This is a genomic window from Pseudomonas sp. 09C 129 (assembly GCF_002843625.1).
GTDB classification, from domain to species: domain Bacteria; phylum Pseudomonadota; class Gammaproteobacteria; order Pseudomonadales; family Pseudomonadaceae; genus Aquipseudomonas; species Aquipseudomonas chlororaphis.
This window is the reverse complement of record NZ_CP025261.1, coordinates 5,732,070-5,746,595: the sequence shown is the minus strand read 5'-3', so window position 1 is coordinate 5,746,595 and position 14,526 is coordinate 5,732,070. Positions and strand designations below refer to the sequence as shown.

11 protein-coding genes and 1 pseudogene are annotated in these 14,526 nt (G+C 62.6%); 6 read left to right on the top strand and 6 right to left on the bottom strand.

Annotated elements, in window-relative coordinates:
• Positions 1-56: 56 nt before the first annotated feature.
• Together CXQ81_RS31825 and CXQ81_RS31820 are read right to left on the bottom strand one after the other, a co-directional pair.
• The gene (locus CXQ81_RS31825) at positions 57-821 is read right to left on the bottom strand and encodes a methyl-accepting chemotaxis protein (RefSeq protein ID WP_370686811.1); all 765 of its coding nucleotides are present in this window, start codon (positions 819-821) and stop codon (positions 57-59) included.
• 93 nt (positions 822-914) lie between these two features.
• Positions 915-1,946, bottom strand: a pseudogene (locus CXQ81_RS31820) (cache domain-containing protein); the annotation flags it as partial.
• 180 nt (positions 1,947-2,126) lie between these two features.
• On the opposite strand from CXQ81_RS31820, the gene CXQ81_RS25640 reads away from it, so the two are divergent.
• Complete coding sequence (locus tag CXQ81_RS25640; RefSeq protein ID WP_009045300.1) at positions 2,127-3,614, top strand: helicase HerA-like domain-containing protein; 1,488 nt, start codon at positions 2,127-2,129, stop codon at positions 3,612-3,614.
• A gap of 15 nt (positions 3,615-3,629) precedes the next feature.
• On the opposite strand, the gene CXQ81_RS25635 is transcribed toward CXQ81_RS25640, so the two are convergent.
• Entirely contained in the window at positions 3,630-4,085 is a 456-nt protein-coding gene (locus CXQ81_RS25635; RefSeq protein WP_007931160.1) for a DUF721 domain-containing protein, read from the bottom strand.
• 306 nt (positions 4,086-4,391) lie between these two features.
• Between CXQ81_RS25635 and secA the strand changes: the two genes are divergently transcribed.
• From secA to CXQ81_RS25615, 4 genes are all read left to right on the top strand, one after another.
• Positions 4,392-7,133: a preprotein translocase subunit SecA gene (gene secA, locus CXQ81_RS25630; RefSeq protein WP_101338903.1), complete on the top strand. Its 2,742-nt coding sequence runs from the start codon at positions 4,392-4,394 to the stop codon at positions 7,131-7,133.
• Between the two features lie 123 nt (positions 7,134-7,256).
• Positions 7,257-8,474, top strand: coding sequence for a bifunctional glutamate N-acetyltransferase/amino-acid acetyltransferase ArgJ (argJ, locus tag CXQ81_RS25625; RefSeq protein ID WP_053262401.1), 1,218 nt, complete (start codon positions 7,257-7,259; stop codon positions 8,472-8,474).
• A 104-nt stretch (positions 8,475-8,578) separates the two neighbouring features.
• Positions 8,579-9,211, top strand: coding sequence for a glutathione S-transferase (locus tag CXQ81_RS25620; protein ID WP_007931154.1), 633 nt, complete (start codon positions 8,579-8,581; stop codon positions 9,209-9,211).
• Positions 9,208-10,146: a Nudix family hydrolase gene (locus CXQ81_RS25615; RefSeq protein WP_101338902.1), complete on the top strand. Its 939-nt coding sequence runs from the start codon at positions 9,208-9,210 to the stop codon at positions 10,144-10,146. The genes CXQ81_RS25620 and CXQ81_RS25615 overlap by 4 nt, the downstream gene beginning before the upstream one ends.
• A 78-nt stretch (positions 10,147-10,224) precedes the next feature.
• Here the strand turns inward: CXQ81_RS25615 and CXQ81_RS25610 are convergent, their stop codons facing one another.
• From CXQ81_RS25610 to CXQ81_RS25600, 3 genes are read right to left on the bottom strand one after another with little or no spacing between them, the layout of a single operon-like run.
• Positions 10,225-10,803 carry a cob(I)yrinic acid a,c-diamide adenosyltransferase gene (locus CXQ81_RS25610; protein ID WP_101338901.1) on the bottom strand — a complete coding sequence of 193 codons (579 nt, stop codon included), beginning with the start codon at positions 10,801-10,803 and terminating at the stop codon, positions 10,225-10,227.
• 2 nt (positions 10,804-10,805) lie between these two features.
• Positions 10,806-12,842 (bottom strand): ATP-binding protein, encoded by a 2,037-nt coding sequence (locus CXQ81_RS25605; protein WP_101338900.1) that lies wholly within the window; start codon positions 12,840-12,842, stop codon positions 10,806-10,808.
• 45 nt (positions 12,843-12,887) lie between these two features.
• Positions 12,888-13,805 (bottom strand): putative 2-dehydropantoate 2-reductase, encoded by a 918-nt coding sequence (locus CXQ81_RS25600; protein WP_101338899.1) that lies wholly within the window; start codon positions 13,803-13,805, stop codon positions 12,888-12,890.
• A 146-nt stretch (positions 13,806-13,951) separates the two neighbouring features.
• Here CXQ81_RS25600 and CXQ81_RS25595 point away from each other — a divergent pair, with 146 nt between their 5' ends.
• A complete protein-coding gene (locus CXQ81_RS25595; protein ID WP_007931144.1) occupies positions 13,952-14,437 on the top strand; it encodes a YajQ family cyclic di-GMP-binding protein in 486 nt (161 codons plus the stop codon).
• Positions 14,438-14,526: the final 89 nt, after the last annotated feature.

The following is a 14,526-nucleotide window of genomic DNA, read 5'->3' as shown; positions in this document are numbered from 1 at the left end:
GGATTGTCGGCAGTCCGGTGCCTGAGTTTTGTCCAGGCACCGGATGGCTGAAGGGATCAGATACGGAAGCTGCCGACCAGTTGTTTCAGGCGTGCGGCCTGCTGCTCCAGGTCGGAACAGGCGCGCAGGGTCGACTGCAGGTTTTCCACCCCTTCCTGGTTCAGGGTGTTGATCTCGGTGATGTCCATGTTGATCGACTCCACCACCGAGGTCTGTTCCTCGGTGGCGGTAGCCACGGACTGGTTCATGCCGTCGATCTCGCCGATGCGCTGGGTCACGCTGTTCAGGCGTTCGCCGGCCTGGTTGGCGATCTCCACGCTGTCCTGGCTGTGGCGCTGGCTGTTGCTCATGGTGCTGACCGACTCGCGGGCGCCGACCTGCAGTTCCTCGATCATGGTCTGCACCTGTTGTGCCGATTCCTGGGTGCGGTGGGCCAGGTTGCGCACCTCGTCGGCAACCACGGCAAAACCGCGCCCGGCCTCGCCCGCCCGCGCCGCCTCGATGGCCGCGTTGAGGGCCAGCAGGTTGGTCTGCTGGGAGATGCTGGTGATGACTTCGAGGATCTGCCCGATGTTCACGGTCTTGCTGTTGAGGGTTTCGATGTTGCTGCTGGAGGCGCTGATCATGTCCGACAGCTGGTTCATCGCCAGGATGCTGCGGTCCACCACTTGCTGGCCGTCCTCGGCCAGGTTGCGCGCGTCGCTGGCCTGTTGCGAGGCCTGGGCGGCGTTGCGGGCGATTTCCTGGGCGGCGGCGCCGAGCTGATTGATCGCCGCGGCCACGCTGTTGGTGCGGCTGGCCTGCTCGTCGGAATTGAGCATCGACGAATTGGAGGCACTGACCACGCGCAGGGCGACTTCGTTGACGTGCTCGGTGGCCGACGACACTTCGCGGATCGAACCGTGGATGCGTTCCACGAAGCGGTTGAACGCGGTGCCGAGGATGCCGAATTCATCCTGGTTCTGGATGGTCAGGCGGCGGGTCAGGTCGCCTTCGCCGTCGGCGATGTCCTGCATGGCGCGGGTCATGACATGCAGGGGCTGCATCAGCACCCGGATCAGCATGCCCAGCAGGGCGATGATGATGGCCACGGCGATGATGGTGGCAATGATGGCCGAAGCGCGGAACTCGCTGAGCATCGAGAACGCCTTGTCCTTGTCCACGGACAGGCCGATGTACCAGTTCACCGACGGCAGGCCCTTGATCGGGGTGAAGGTGACGATGCGGGTCTTGCCCTCGACTTCGATTTCGCTGAAATCGCCATTGATGCGTGGCGTGTTCTGCGGGTAGGCCTCGCTCAGGCTCTTCATCACCAGCGCCTTGTCCGGGTGCACCAGGATCTTGCCGTCGGCGCTGACCAGGAAGGCATAGCCCATGCCGTCGAAATCCAGGGCGTTGAGGGTTTCGATCAGGGTTTGCAGGCTCAGGTCGCCGCCCACCACGCCGATGCTCTGCCCGCCGTTACGCGAGGCGGTGGCGACGGAAATGATCAACTGGCCGGTGGCTGCATCTATATAGGGTTCGGTGAGGGTCGAGCCGCTGCTGCTTTCGGCACCTTTGTACCAGGGGCGAACGCGCGGGTCGAAGCCGTCGGGCATCTTCGCGTCCGGGCGGATGGTGAAGCTGCCGCTGGCATCGCCCAGGTAGGAGGCCATGAAGGTCGAGGTCAGAGCCTTCTGTTCGAGCAGGCTGGCGACCTTGGTCGATTGCGGGTCGAACGCCAGGTTTTGCGCCAGGTTTTCGATCAACAGGATGCGCCCGGTGAGCCAGGTCTGGATGTTGCTGGCGGTCACATCGCCCATTTCATGCAGGTAATTGTCCAGGTCTTCGCGGATCGCGTTGCGCTGTAAGTAGTCGTTGTACAGCGTGAAGGAAGCGAAGGCGGCAATAACGATGAGGGCGGCGGCAAGCAGGATTTTATGGCTGAAGCGCAGGTTTTTGTTCATGGCTTGTGGTGTCCGCTAGGTCTTAATGTCACGAGCGTGCTCTTATAAAAGCGCGCAAAATGGGCGGGGTTGAAAGTAAGTTGATATTTCCACCTCTCCTTGGGGAATTATCTGAACTATTTTTCAGTCTTTTCTGATCTATCGGCCGGTCAAGGCTAAAGATTAACCATGGGTGACAAAATGCCGGATTCATCGCAACTCGTTATCGGTGCCGATCTCGCGGGGCAACCGATTGCCCAGGCCATGCGCCTGGCAAACCGTCACGGGCTGGTGGCAGGCGCTACCGGGACAGGGAAAACCGTCACCTTGCAGCGACTGGCGGAAGCGTTCAGCGATGCCGGTGTCGCGGTGTTCGCCGCGGACATCAAGGGTGACCTGTGTGGCTTGGGCGCCGCGGGCAATCCCCAGGGCAAGGTCGCCGAACGTATTGCCGGGATGCCGTGGCTGAACCACAAGCCCCAGGCTTATCCGGTCACGTTGTGGGACATTCACGGGCAGTCCGGGCACCCGCTGCGCACTACCCTGAGTGAAATGGGCCCGCTGCTGCTGGGCAGCCTGCTGGAGCTGACCGACAGCCAGCAATCGGCGTTGTACGCGGCATTCAAGGTGGCCGACCGCGAAGGGCTGTTGCTGCTCGACCTGAAAGACCTCAAGGCGTTGCTCAACCACCTCAAGGACAACCCGCAGTTGCTGGGGGATGACGCGGCGCTGATGACCACCGGCTCCAGCCAGGCCTTGCTGCGGCGCCTGGCGACCCTGGAACAGCAGGGCGCCGAAGCCCTGTTCGGCGAGCCGGCCCTGCAACTGGAAGACATCCTGCAGCCGGCCAGTGACGGGCGCGGGCGGATCCATCTGCTCGACGCCAGTCGCCTGGTGCACGAGGCGCCCAAGGTCTATGCGACCTTCCTGTTGTGGCTGCTGGCCGAGCTGTTCGAGCAACTGCCGGAGCGCGGCGATGCGGAAAAGCCGCTGCTGGCGCTGTTTTTCGACGAGGCCCACCTGCTGTTCGCCGGCACGCCGAAGGCGTTGCAGGACCGGTTGGAACAGGTGGTGCGGCTGATTCGCTCCAAAGGCGTGGGCGTGTACTTCGTCACCCAGTCGCCAGGCGACTTGCCGGACGACGTGCTGGCGCAACTGGGGCTGCGCGTCCAGCACGGCTTGCGGGCCTTTACCGCCAAGGAACAGAAGTCCTTGCGCGCGGTGGCGGACGGCTTCCGGCCGAACCCGGCGTTCGATGCGCTATCGGTGTTGACCGAGCTGGGGATCGGCGAGGCGCTGGTCGGTACCCTGCAGGAAAAAGGCACGCCGGAGATGGTCCAGCGAGTGCTGGTGGCACCGCCGCAATCGCGCATCGGGCCGCTGACCGAGGCCGAACGTACTGCGCTGATCAACAGTTCACCGTTGGTCGGCCGCTATGACAAACCGGTCGACCGCGAGTCGGCCTATGAAGTGCTGATGGGGCGCAAGGGCCTGGCACCAGAGGCCGAGGCTGCGCCGGGCAAACCGGCCGCGGAGGAGCCGAGCTTTACCGATCGGGCCGGCGAGTTCCTCGGCACTGCCGCCGGTCAGGCCCTGAAGTCCGCCATGCGTCAGGCCGCCAATCAGTTGGGCCGGCAACTGGTGCGCGGGTTGATGGGGTCTCTACTGGGTGGCAGCAAGCGCCGCTGATCGGCGGCTGGCCAGTTACGCCCGTGGTTTGGCGTGGCTGGCCAGGCGCTCCAGGGCAGCGCGCAGGTTGGGATCGGTGATGCCGTCGGCGGTGGCTTGAATGGTCTCGGCGGCGTTGCTCGACAGGTCCATGGTGTGGCCGGCTGCGCCGCGTTGCACGGTGGGAGGCTGCACTTTGAACAGGATCCGCGTCAGATTATTGAACTCATTGAACTCCAAAAGCTGACGTTGCAGGCGTTTTTGCTGATAACGCAGGCGCGTCGCCCAGTGGCCGTCGGTGACGATCAGCAGCAGGCTGCCTTCACGCCAGGAGGCGACATGGCAGTGCTCGCGCGCGGCCGGTTGCAGCTGGCTTTCCAGCAGACGCTGCAAATGCGCCAGGCGCTGGGCGTGGCCGAGTATGGCTTTGAGAGGCTTGGCTTCGCGAAGGAGTACGGCGGGTGCTCTGGCCGTAAGAGGGCGAAATGCCATGATCAGACACCTGAAGTTACAGAGCCGCCATGGTAGCAGAAAGCGCTGGCCGGACCTCGTTCATCGCTGCGGCTGCGCTTTATCCATTAAATCAATGGTTAACTTCGTACTCGTCCGGGTTGAAACTGGCGCAAAAGGCCTTATTGTAAGTGAGCCCCGTCACAGCGCTGTACCAGCATCGTGGAATAACGCCACTTTCCTCACCATCGTTTCCGGGTAGAATGCTCGTTCGCATGCGGCCATGAGGGCTGCACGGGCGACTCACGGGGCCGCCCTCCATCCCTATGTGTGGAAGATCCTGCCGATATGTTTGCGCCTTTGTTAAAGAAACTTTTTGGAAGCAAGAACGAGCGTGAAGTCAAACGCATGCTCAAGACGGTACAGATCGTCAATGCCTTCGAAGAGCAAATGGTGGCCCTTTCGGACGATCAGTTGCGCGCCAAGACCGAAGAGTTCAAGGCTCGCATAGCCAAAGGTGAAACCCTCGACAAACTGCTTCCCGAAGCCTTTGCGGTCGCCCGCGAAGCCGGCAAGCGGGTCATGGGTATGCGCCACTTCGACGTACAGTTGATCGGCGGCATGACCTTGCATGAAGGCAAGATCGCCGAAATGCGTACCGGTGAAGGCAAGACCCTGGTGGCAACACTGGGCGTTTACCTCAACGCGCTGTCCGGCAAGGGCGTGCACGTGGTCACGGTGAACGACTATCTGGCCCGCCGCGACGCCAACTGGATGCGCCCGCTCTATGAATTCCTCGGCCTGACGGTCGGCGTGGTCACGCCGTTCCAGCCGCCGGAAGAGAAGCGTGCCGCCTACGCCGCCGACATCACCTACGGCACCAACAACGAATTCGGTTTCGACTATCTGCGCGACAACATGGCTTTCAGCATGGAAGACAAGTTCCAGCGCGAGCTCAATTTTGCCGTGATCGACGAAGTCGACTCGATCCTGATCGACGAGGCCCGTACCCCGCTGATCATCTCCGGCCAGGCTGAAGACAGTTCCCGTCTGTACACCGAAATCAACAAGCTGATCCCGCGCCTTGAGCTGCACGTCGAGGAAGTGGAAGGCGAGGTCACCAAAGCCGGTCACTTCACCGTCGACGAGAAGACCCGTCAGGTCGAACTCAACGAAGCCGGTCACCAGTTCATCGAAGAGATGCTGACCCAGGTCGGCCTGCTGGCTGAAGGCGAGAGCCTGTACTCGGCGCACAACCTGGGCCTGCTGACCCACGTCTATGCCGGTCTGCGCGCACACAAGCTGTTCAACCGCAACGTCGAATACATCGTCCAGGATGGCCAGGTGGTCCTGGTGGACGAACACACCGGTCGTACCATGCCGGGTCGCCGTCTGTCCGAGGGCCTGCACCAGGCCATCGAAGCCAAGGAAAACCTCAACATCCAGGCCGAAAGTCAGACCCTGGCGTCGACCACCTTCCAGAACTACTTCCGTCTGTACACCAAGCTGTCCGGCATGACCGGTACCGCGGACACCGAAGCGTTCGAGTTCCATCAGATCTACGGCCTGCAGGTGATGGTGATTCCACCGAACAAGCCGCTGGCTCGTAAAGACTACAACGACCTGGTGTTCCTGACCGCGGACGAGAAATATGCCGCGATCATCAACGACATCAAGGAATGCATGACCCAGGGCCGTCCGGTTCTGGTGGGTACCGCGACCATCGAAACTTCCGAGCACATGTCCAACCTGCTCCAGAAGGAAGGCATCGAGCACAAGGTCCTGAACGCCAAGTTCCACGAAAAAGAAGCGGAAATCATTGCCCAGGCCGGTCGTCCGGGCGCCCTGACCATCGCCACCAACATGGCCGGTCGTGGTACCGACATCCTGTTGGGCGGTAACTGGGAAGTCGAAGTCGCCTCCCTGGAAAACCCGACCCCCGAGCAGATTGCCCAGATCAAGGCCGACTGGCAGAAGCGCCACCAGCAAGTGCTGGAGTCCGGCGGCCTGCAGGTAATCGCGTCCGAGCGTCACGAATCGCGTCGTATCGACAACCAGCTGCGTGGTCGCGCCGGTCGTCAGGGCGACGCCGGTTCCAGCCGTTTCTACCTGTCTCTGGAAGACAGCCTGATGCGCATCTTCGCCTCCGACCGGGTGAAGAACTTCATGAAGGCCCTGGGCATGCAGTCCGGCGAAGCGATCGAGCACCGCATGGTGACCAACGCGATCGAAAAGGCCCAGCGCAAGGTAGAAGGCCGCAACTTCGACATTCGCAAGCAACTGCTCGAGTTCGACGACGTCAACAACGAACAGCGTAAAGTGATCTATCACATGCGTAACACGTTGCTGGCCGCGGACAACATCGGCGAGACCATCTCCGACTTCCGCCTGGACGTGCTCAACGCCACCGTCAGCGCGCACATTCCTCCACAATCGCTGCCTGAGCAGTGGGACGTGGCCGGTCTGGAAGCTGCGCTGCAAAGCGACTTCGGTGTGTCCCTGCCGATCCAGCAATGGCTCGACGAAGACGATCACCTGTACGAAGAAACCCTGCGCGAGAAACTGCTCAACGAGCTGGTGGCGGCGTACAACGAGAAAGAAGACCAGGCCGGTGCCGAAGCACTGCGCACCTTCGAGAAACAAATCGTTCTGCGCGTCCTGGACGACCTGTGGAAAGACCACCTGTCGACCATGGATCACCTGCGTCACGGTATTCACCTGCGTGGTTATGCGCAGAAGAACCCGAAACAGGAATACAAGCGCGAGTCCTTCACCCTGTTCTCCGAGCTGCTGGATTCCATCAAGCGCGACTCGATCCGTGTGCTGTCGCACGTTCAGGTTCGCCGCGAGGACCCGGTCGAGGAAGAGGCGCGCCTGCGCCAGGAAGCCGAGGCACTGGCCCAGCGCATGCAGTTCGAGCATGCCGAAGCCCCGGGCCTGGAACAGCCGGAAGCGCTGGAAGAGGGCGTCGATGTCGACGTGGCCCTGGCTTCGGCTCCGGTACGCAACGAGCAGAAACTGGGCCGCAACGAACTGTGCTACTGCGGTTCGGGCAAGAAGTACAAACACTGTCACGGCCAGATCAACTAAGATTTTCGCCAGACACTGAAATACCCGCGCCGCGACCGGCATCAGCCGTCGCGGCGTTTTTCCATTCGCCGCACTGCCTTTTGCGATGGCGGTGCACACATCAGGTTAAAGAGGAGCGCATTCATGGCTGTTGGTCTTGGTCCTTTGCCAACGTTGCACCCGGTTGCCGGTTTTGAACTTGGTATCGCTTCGGCGGGCATCAAGCGCCCGGGGCGCAAGGATGTTGTGGTCATGCGCTGTGCCGAGGGTTCTACGGTGGCCGGTGTGTTCACCTTGAACGCGTTCTGCGCCGCTCCGGTGATCCTGGCCAAGCAGCGCGTGCAGGGCCCTGTGCGTTACCTGCTGACCAACACCGGTAACGCCAACGCCGGCACCGGTGAGCCAGGCCTGGCCGCCGCGACCCGTACTTGCGCCAAGCTGGCCGAGCTGGCTGGCGTCGATGCCAGCGCCGTACTGCCGTACTCCACGGGGGTCATCGGCGAGCCGCTGCCGGTCGAGAAGATCGAAGGCGCGCTGCAGGCTGCACTGGATGACCTGTCCGTGGACAACTGGGCCGCCGCCGCCACGGGCATCATGACCACCGACACCCTGCCCAAGGGTGCCAGCCGCCAGTTCCAGCACGACGGCGTGACCATCACCGTCACTGGCATCAGCAAGGGCGCGGGCATGATTCGTCCGAACATGGCGACCATGCTCGGCTACATCGCCACCGACGCCAAAGTCTCCCGTGAAGTGCTGCAGAACCTGCTGCTGGACGGCGCCAACAAGTCGTTCAACCGCATCACCATCGACGGCGATACCTCCACCAACGACTGCTGCATGCTGATCGCCACCGGCCAGGCAGCCCTGCCGGAAATCACCGAGGCCAGCGGCCCGCTGTTCGCCGCGCTGAAGCAGGCGGTGTTCGACGTGTGCATGGAAGTGGCCCAGGCCATCGTGCGTGACGGTGAAGGCGCGACCAAGTTCGTCACGGTCGAAGTCAACGGCGGCGGCAATCACCAGGAATGCCTGGATGTCGGCTATACCGTGGCCCACTCGCCACTGATCAAGACCGCGCTGTTCGCTTCCGACCCGAACTGGGGGCGTATCCTGGCCGCTGTCGGTCGTGCCGGCGTGCCGGACCTGGATGTGAGCAAGATCGACGTTTTCCTCGGTGAGGTGTGTATCGCCAGCCGTGGCGCGCGTGCCGCCAGCTACACCGAAGCCCAGGGCGCGGCGGTGATGCAGCAGGAAGAAATCACCATCCGCATCGAGCTGGGACGCGGTGATTGCAGCGAAACCATCTGGACCACCGACCTGTCCCACGAGTACGTGAAAATCAACGCGGAATACCGTACCTGATACACCGCTACTCGCTTCTACATGGACGCGACGCATCACGTGTAGGAGCGAGTCCGCTCGCGATGGAGGCCCCGGGCCTCCATCTCCTCTGAAAGGTGCCCGACATGAATCTTCACCTGATCATCGGCGACAAACTCTATTCCTCCTGGTCGCTGCGCGCCGCCCTGGCGCTTGAGCTGGCCGGCGCGACTTACACCGAAGAACTGATCAAGCTGAACCAGCCCGATACCCGCGAGCTGATTCTCAAGCATTCGCCAACCGGCAAAGTCCCGTTGCTGAAGACCGAGCACGGCACCATTGCCGACTCCCTGGCGATTGCCGAATACCTGGTCGAGCGTTTTCCCGAAGCCGAGCTCTGGCCGCGGGATGTGGCCGCCCGTGCCCAGGCCCGCTCCGCCTGCGCGCAGATGCACAGCGGCTTTTTCGGCTTGCGCGGCAACCTGCCGTTCGACCTGAGCCGCGATGCCGCGCTTTCACCCATGCCGCCCGAGGCCCAGGCCGATATCGAACGGATGCTGGCGTTATGGGCCGAATGTCGCATGGCTGCGACCGAGCCAGGGCCTTTCCTGTTTGGTCGGGTCAGCCTGGCGGACGCCTTTTTTGCGCCAATCGCCGTGCGCCTGCGCACCTATCGGGTGGCGCTGCCGGCTGTCGATGCCGCCTATGTTGAAACGATCTATCAATGGCCAGCCTTCAAGGCCTGGCAGAAAGCCGGTTTAGAGGAAGCAGTGCGGTGAAACGAGTACATGTGGCGGCGGCCGTTATCCGTGATGCCGACGGCAGGATCCTGATTGCCCGACGTGCCGATACCCAGCATCAGGGCGGCCTCTGGGAGTTTCCCGGCGGCAAGGTCGAAGCGGACGAGGCGGTGGAAGCGGCGTTGACCCGTGAGCTGCAGGAGGAACTGGGCATTCTGGTGTCCCAGGCGCGGCCGTTGATCAAGGTGCAGCACGATTATCCGGACAAACAGGTGTTGCTGGATGTCTGGGAAGTGTGCGCCTTTACCGGCGAACCCCATGGCGCCGAGGGCCAGCCTTTGGCCTGGGTCACGGCCCGTGAGCTGGAGAACTACGAGTTCCCGGCGGCCAACCAGCCGATCGTGGCGGCGGCGCGCTTGCCGAGCGACTACCTGATCACCCCGGAAGGCCTGGAAACACCGGCGCTGTTGCGGGGCATGCAGAAGGCCATTGCCGGTGGCAGCAAGTTGATCCAGCTACGCGCGCCCAACGGCTACGACCCGCAATACCGCGACCTGGCGGTAGATGCGGTCGGCCTGTGTGCGGGCAAGGCGCAATTGATGCTCAAGGGGCCGTTCGAATGGCTGGGGGATTTCCCCTCGGCGGGCTGGCATATCACTGCGGCGCAGCTGCGCAAATACGCCAGCGCCGGACGTCCCTTTGGCAAGGAGCGCTGGCTGGCGGCGTCTTGCCATGACGCTGAAGAGTTGTCCCTGGCGCAGCAGATGGATGTGGACTTTGTGACGCTGTCGCCGGTCCAGCCGACCCAGACTCACCCTGAGGCGCAGCCACTGGGTTGGGAGCAGGCCGCCCGACTGATCAGCGGTTTCAACAAGCCGGTGTACCTGCTGGGGGGTATCGGTCCGGATCAGCGCGAGCAGGCCTGGCAGGCCGGTGCGCAAGGGGTGGCGGGGATTCGCGCGTTCTGGCCCTGAGGCCAGTCACCCGCCAGTTCGCTCCTGCATAAGTTGCAGGAGCGGGCTTGCTCGCAATCTGAAGGGTAAATGTGCCCGTTATTCGGGTTTCGCTGCCGCCTGCCAGAGAATCTCGGCAATCCCCTGGCGCTTGGCAATCAGGCGCGCCGCGACAAACAGCAGGTCGGACAGGCGATTGATGTAGGCCAGGCCGACCCCCTCCAGCGGTTCCACGGCATTCAGATGTTGGCAGTGTCGCTCGGCGCTGCGCGCCAGGCTGCGGCAGACATGGGCCTGGGCGATCAAGGTCGAACCGCCCGGCAAGATGAAGTTCTCCAGCGGCCCCAACTCTTCGTTCCAGGTATCGATGGCTGCTTCCAGGCGTTCGACTTCCGCGGTATTGAGTGCCTGATACACCGGCATGGCCAACTCGCCGCCCAGGTCGAAGAGGCGGTGCTGGCAAGGCGCCAGGACGTCGATCAGTTCCTGCAGGCCGGGATGCTCGATGCGTTGTTCGATCAGCCCGGCCAGGAGCAGCCCCAGCTGGCTGTTCAGCGTATCGACTTCGCCGATGGCCTCGACCCGCGGATGGTCCTTGGGAACCCGGCGCCCATCACCCAGCCCGGTTTCACCTTTGTCGCCGGTGCGGGTGTAAATCTTCGACAAGCGAAAGCCCATGCTTACCTCTCCAGTGGGGGATGTTCCAGTGGTGGCGGCTGACTGCTCGCCAATGGCAAACGCAAGGTGAAGCAAGTGCCCTGGCCCTGCGTCGACTGCACTTCCATCTGGCCTTTGTGATTGTTGGTAATGATGAAGTACGAAACCGAGAGCCCAAGGCCGGTGCCCTGGCCGATCTCCTTGGTGGTGAAGAACGGCTCGAAGGTGCGTTTTCGCACGTTTTCGCTCATGCCGATACCGTTGTCCTCGACCTGGATTTCCGCCCAGGGCGGGTTCAGCCGGGTGCGCAGGATGATGCGCCCGGGTTCGCTGTCGTCTACCCGCTGGTGGATGGCCTGGGCGGCGTTTTTCAGCAGGTTGAGCAGGACTTGCTCCAGTTCGTTGGCGGTACCGGGCACCGGCCCCAGTTGCGGGTCGAACTGGCGGATGATGGCCTGGCCCTTGAAGTCGAAGCCTATGGCCAGGTCGAAGTCGTTGCCGGCAATCTCCACGGCCTGGTCGATCAACGCCGGCAGGTCACAAGGCGCCATCTGCCGGTTGCTGCGCCGGCTGAAGCTGAGCATATGGGTCACGATCTTCGCCGCCCGGGCTCCGGCCTGCTGAATGCCATCGAGCAGTTGCGGCACTTCGCGGCTCTGCAGGTAATGGTTGACGGTTTCCAGCTCGATGCCGATCTGCTCGGCGTGTTCCTGATTCTTCGGCAGCTCGGGGGACAGGCGCCGACGAATGTTCTGCACGTTGTGCAGGATGGCCCCCAGCGGGTTGTTGATTTCGTGAGCCATGCCGGCGGCCAGGCCGCCCACGGAGAGCATTTTTTCCGACTGCACCATCATTTCTTCCAGGGACAGGCGCTGGGTGATGTCGTCGATCCGGATCACCACGCCGCGCCCGGCACCACCCATCAGCGGATAGAAGGTCAAGGCGTAATGCCGGGCTTCGTCATCCTTGACCCAGGTGACCCGCTCGACCTTGGTGACCGTATGTTGCTCCACGGTTTCCTTGAGTTGTGGCAGGAACGGCTTGAGCGGTTCGAAGGCGAGGAAGATCGGCTGATTCAGCGCTTCGTCCAGGCGGGTGCCGGAGAGGGCGCTGGCCTCCTGGTTCCATTGGGTGACATAGAGCTGCTCGTCCAGGGCGATCAGCGCCGAGGGCATCGAGTCGATGATGCTGTTGAGGTAGTTCTGAAAGCCGGTGAGTTTCTTTTCGATCTTGCTGCGCACCTGGACTTCCAGCTCCAGCTTGCGGTTGGTGTGACGGGTTTCCTCGGCCAGGCCCTGGGCCTGGTCATAGGCCGCCTGGGAGTCGTCGCGGGCCCGCTTGAGTTGCTGTTCTCGCGCTTCGATGCGCGACAGCATGGTGTTGAAGGCCTCGGCCAGGCTGCCGATTTCATCGTGGTTGCCACGGGCGGCGCGCAGGGAGTAGTTTTCCTCGCGTGTCACCTGCCGGGACAGTTCTTCCAGCTGATGGATGGGTTGGGTGATCAGCCGTTTGATCTGCCGGGCAATGATCAGCCATAGCAGCACGCTGAAGATCAGGATGCCCAGGCTCGCGGTCAGGGTGCCGGTGTAGAAGGCCATCGGCAGCTCACTGCTGGCCACCAGCAACAGGTGGCCGGGGGGCTGGCCGGCGCGGGGCAGGGTGATGATCTGGTTGCTGCGAAACTCGGTCAGTTGCCAGGCTTCGATATGCCGATAGCGCTCCGGCAGGTTCAGGCGTTCGCCATGTTGCAACTGGGCCAAGCGCGTGCCCTTGCCGTCATAGATCGCTGCGGCGCGCAGGGGAGAGTAGCTGTTGAGTTCGTTGAGCAGCTTCTCGGCGTTTTGTGGCGAGTCCAGCGCCTGCGCGGCCAGGGTCGGGTTGGATACCAGCCGGCCGATGGTCTGCAAGGCTTGCGGCGCCATGCTTTCCTGAGAGATCCAGTAGGCGGCGCTGATGAAGGTCAGGTTGGCGACCAGCAGTACGGTAATCAGCAGGACGAGCAAGGCGGCCAGCAGTTTTTGGCCGACCGGCAGGTTTTCAAGGCGCTGGCGCAATGGCATCAGGGACGTCGCTAGAGAGGAACACGTGGGCAGCGTAGCCGCTGCTCAGTCGCTGGGCAATCCGCGTTGTTGCAGGTGTTCCACCAATAGCCGGCGCAGGCGGCCGAGGTTGGGCAGGTGCAACTGGTGCCTGGCGGCAACGTCGCAGGCATGCCCCAATAAATAGCTGATTTCGGTTCTGCGCCGACTGGCAACGTCCTGGTACATGGAGGAGTAGTTGGCGGCGGTCGCCTGGATCACCCGCTCCACTTCCTGCTGCAGGTTCTCGGCCGCGGCGGGCTGACCGCAACATTCCAGCAGTTCGCTCAGCTCGACGCACAGCATCGCCACTTCGCAATGATGCTGCAGCAGGCCGCCGTTGCGGCAGTCGTGCAGGACCGTCAGGGGGTTGATCGCGCAGTTGAGCGCCAGCTTGCGCCAGAGGCGGGTCAGGATATCCGCGCTCCATTCATGGGGGATGCCGCTGGCGCTCAGGTCGTCGAGCCAGAAGGGCGCGGTGGGGTGGCTGGCGTCCCCCAGCCAGGTGTAGCCATGACCGGCGAATACCACGCGCCAGTCGCCATCGCGAAAGGCGCCTTCGGTGCTCGAGGCATAAATGCAGCGGGCCTGCGGCACTTGGGCGGCCACGGCGTCCTGGCTGCCCAGGCCGTTCTGCAGCAGGACCAGTTCGGCATCCGGCGTCAGGCGCGAGACTAGCTGGCTGACGGCCTGTTGCGCGTCATAGGCCTTGCAGGCCACCAGCAGCCGAGTGATGGGCTCAGGGCTGTCGACCGTCTCGCCGGGAATGGCGTAAAAGCTGGCCTGCCCTTGTTCCACCAGCGTCAGCCCACCCGCGGCCTGGTAGGCCTGCAGGCGGGCCTGATCGCGCAGGATCAGGCGTACCGGCAAGCCGGCCCGGGCCAGGCGTGTCGCCCACAGGGTGCCGAGGCTGCCCGCGCCCAGAATGTGCCAGGTCGTCGACATCAGCGTGGTGCTCGGTTTGGCAGGCGCATGCGAGGCTCGCAGTGAAGGAGGGGAAAGACCCGTTATAATGAGCCCGGATTTTAACCGCAAACCGGGCGTGCTCCATCTTTATCGAGCTGCGCCCCTTTTTTTATTGGAGAAATTACATGCCGTCGTTCGACGTGGTATCCGAACTGGACAAACACGAAGTCACCAACGCAGTGGAAAACGCCGTCAAGGAGCTGGACCGCCGCTATGACTTGAAGGGCAAGGGCAGCTTCGAGTTCAAGGAAAAGGAACTCACCGTCAACCTGACCGCTGAAGCCGAATTCCAGCTGGAAGCGATGATCGAGATCCTCAAGCTGGCCCTGGTCAAGCGCAAGATCGATGTGCAGTGCCTTGAGGTCAAGGACGCTTACGCTTCGGGCAAGGTGATGAAGCAGGAAGCCACCCTCAAGGAAGGCATCGACAAAGAGCTGGCGAAAAAGATCGTTGCCCACATCAAGGACGCCAAGCTGAAGGTCCAGGCTGCGATTCAGGGTGAGCAGGTACGGGTGACCGGCAAGAAGCGCGACGATCTGCAGGAAGCCATCGCCGCCCTGCGGGCGAAAGAGTTCGGCATGCCGCTGCAGTTCAACAACTTCCGCGACTGATGGGATTTTTCGGGAACCTCGCGAGCTTATTGGCGTCCGAGGCCCGAGTAGTGGGCAGAAACGATTGAGCCTTTATAAAGCTACTCGTT